The 2,884-nt window shown below is 71.1% G+C and carries 1 protein-coding gene; it reads right to left on the bottom strand.

The window, feature by feature from the left end; translation table 11 throughout:
- The coding region (gene smc, locus AC2VON_RS01635) for a chromosome segregation protein SMC (protein ID WP_486951370.1) at nt 1–2,884 on the bottom strand (2,884 nt) is incomplete at both ends.

Below are 2,884 nucleotides of genomic sequence, written 5' to 3'. Positions count from 1 at the left end.
AACTCGCGCTGCACGTCGGTGTAGGCGTCGGTGAACACGCCCAGGATGCGGGCGTCGACGTCGGCGACCACATCGAGCAGGTCCTTGCGGGCCGCTTGGACATCCTCGAGTTGGGTGGACAGAAAGTTGTAGCGTTCCTCCAGCGCGGCGAACTCCTCCAGCGCCAGCGGGTTGATCCGGCCCAGCTCGGCCAGTTCCCGTTCGGCACGTTTGGCCCGGCGTTCCTGGGTGGCCCGGTCGAACGGCATCGGCGCGGGTGGCCGCACCTGTTCGCCGCGCTCGCGGGCCTGCTCGTACTCGGCCGTCTCCAGCTCCGACGGCGGCAGGGCGACCTCGGGGCCGTATTCGGCGACCAGGTCAGCCGGCGCCATCCCGAACTGTTCGAGCACCATCTGCTCGAGCTGTTCGATACGCAGCGCCGCTTGCGCCTTGGCCACGTCGTCACGGTGCAGAGCCTCGGTGAGGATGCCCAGGCGGCTGTTCAACATGTTCACCTCGTCGCGAGCGGTTCCCATCGCGGTCGTGCGCTGCCGGCGTTCGGTGGCCAGCCCGTCACGGGTCTGCGATGCGGTCGTCACCACCTGGCCTAGCCGCGCGGCCAGCATTCGTCCGGCGTCGGCGACCGCGGCCGCGACCGCGGCGGCGTGCAAGCGCGCAGCGCGGGCCTGCTGGGCGCGCAGCCGCGCCTCGCGTTCGGCGGCGGCTGCCCGGCGCAGCGAATCCGCCCGCCCGCGAACCGCGTCGACGCGTTCCTCGACGGTGCGCACCGCGAGCCGGGCTTCCACCTCGGCGCCGCGGGCGGCTTCGGCGGCGGCAGCGAGCTGCTGGCGATCGGCCGACTGGGCCTCGCCCGCGGGTTGGGCCTGTTCGGCATTGCCCAGCCGGGACTCCAGCTCACCGAGCTCGGTGACCGTCTGGGCACGCACGGCCTCCAGGTCCGCACGCTGACGCAGCTGGCGACGCCACTCGGCGTCGACGGAGCGAGCCTCCTGTCCGAGCCGGCCGAGCTGCTCGTAGATGGCCGAGATGGCGGTATCGGATTCGTTGAGCGCAGCCAACGCCTGTTCGGCCGCGTCCCGACGGGCGGCCTGCTCGGTCAGCGCACCGGACAGCGCCGCGCCTAGTTGTCCGGCCTGCGCCTCGGCGGCGGCCAGCTCGGTGCGGGCCTTGTCGATCTCACCGGTGATCTCCAGCACCGACAGCTTATGATCCGAACCGCCGCTGACCCAGCCTGCGCCCACCAGATCGCCGTCGACGGTGACCGCACGCAGCTGCGGGTGGGCGGTCACCAGGTTCAGCGCCGCGGACAGGTCGGCGACCACCGCCACCTGCGACAGCATGGCGGTCATTGCGCCACGCAGCCGCGCCGGAGCATCGATCAGGTCCAGCGCCCAGACGGCCCCACCGGGCAGGATGCTGGACGGGGTCGGCTCAGGATTCTCTGCGGCGGGCCAGTCCCCCAGCACAATGGCGACCCGGCCTCCGTCGGCTTTCTTGAGCGCGGTCACCGCTGAGCGGGCCGCGCCGAAGTCATCGGCGGCCACCGCGTCGGCGACAGCTCCCAGCACCGCGGCCAGCGCCGTCTCATATCCTGCGTGTACCTTGACCAGCTTCGCGACCGAACCGAAAAGTCCTGCATCGTGGAAGTTTTCGGCTAACCACGTCGCGCCGTTTTTGCGTTCCAGCCCCATCGACAGCGCCTCGATACGGGCCCGCAGTGATGCCACCTGACGTTCGGCGCCACGCTCCGCCGCCTGCAGCTCGACGACCCGCTCGTCGGCCAGCCGCAACGCCGCCACGGTTCGCTCGTGGTGCTCGTCGAGACCGACCTCACCCTGATCCAGCTCGTCGACCCGGCCCTGCACGGTTTCGAACTCCGCCTGGGCCTGCCGGGCGCGGCCGGCGGCCTCCTCGATGCGCTGCGAGAGCGCAGCGACGCTGTCGTCGATCGAGTCGACCCGCGCCCGCATCGTTTCCACCTGACCGGTCAGCCGGGCCAGCCCTTCGCGGCGGTCGGCTTCGGCACGCACCGCGGCCAGGTGCGCTTTTTCGGCTTCCGCGGCACGGTGCTGGCGCTCGGCCAGCTCACCGCGGGCGGTCTCGAGTCGGGTTCGGGCGTCGGCCAGCTCAGCCAGCAGCTGGCGCTCAGCGGCGGCCACCTGCTCGGCCTCGGCTTCCAGTGCATCCGGGTCCGCGCCGCCCGCAGCGACCGGCTCTTCGTCAAGGTGGTGGGCGCGTTCGCTGGCGATCCGCACGGTGGCGCTGACCCGTTCGGCCAGCGCCGAGAGCGCGAACCAGGTCTGCTGCGTGGCTTCGGCGCGCTGTGTCAGATCGGCCACTGCCGCCTCGTGGGCGGCCCGTTCCTCGGCGGCCGCCGTCAACCGCGTGCTGATCTGGTCATGCTCGTGACGCAATGTCGCCTCGGCGTCGCCTGCGCCGGTGAATTCGGCCTGCCGGGCGACCAGGTCGTCGGCGGCCAGCCGTAGCCGGGCGTCGCGCAGGTCGGCCTGGATCGTTGCGGCACGGTGCGCCACTTCGGCCTGGCGGCCCAGTGGTTTGAGCTGGCGGCGCAGCTCGGTGGTCAGGTCGGTGAGCCGGGCCAGGTTGGCTGACATCGCCTCCAGCTTGCGGACGGCTTTTTCCTTTCGTTTGCGGTGTTTGAGCACGCCGGCGGCCTCTTCGATGAACGCCCGCCGGTCTTGGGGCCGCGACTCCAGGACCTCGCCCAGCTTGCCCTGCCCGACGATGACGTGCATTTCACGGCCGATCCCGGAGTCACTCAGCAATTCCTGGATGTCCATCAACCGGCAACTGGCGCCGTTGATCTCGTATTCGCTGGCGCCGTCGCGGAACATCCGCCGGGTGATCGACACCTCGGTGTAGT

Source organism: Mycobacterium sp. TH-M82 (assembly GCF_057473605.1).
The sequence above is the reverse complement of the archived record's forward strand: the minus strand, read 5'-3'. Positions and strand labels throughout refer to the sequence as shown.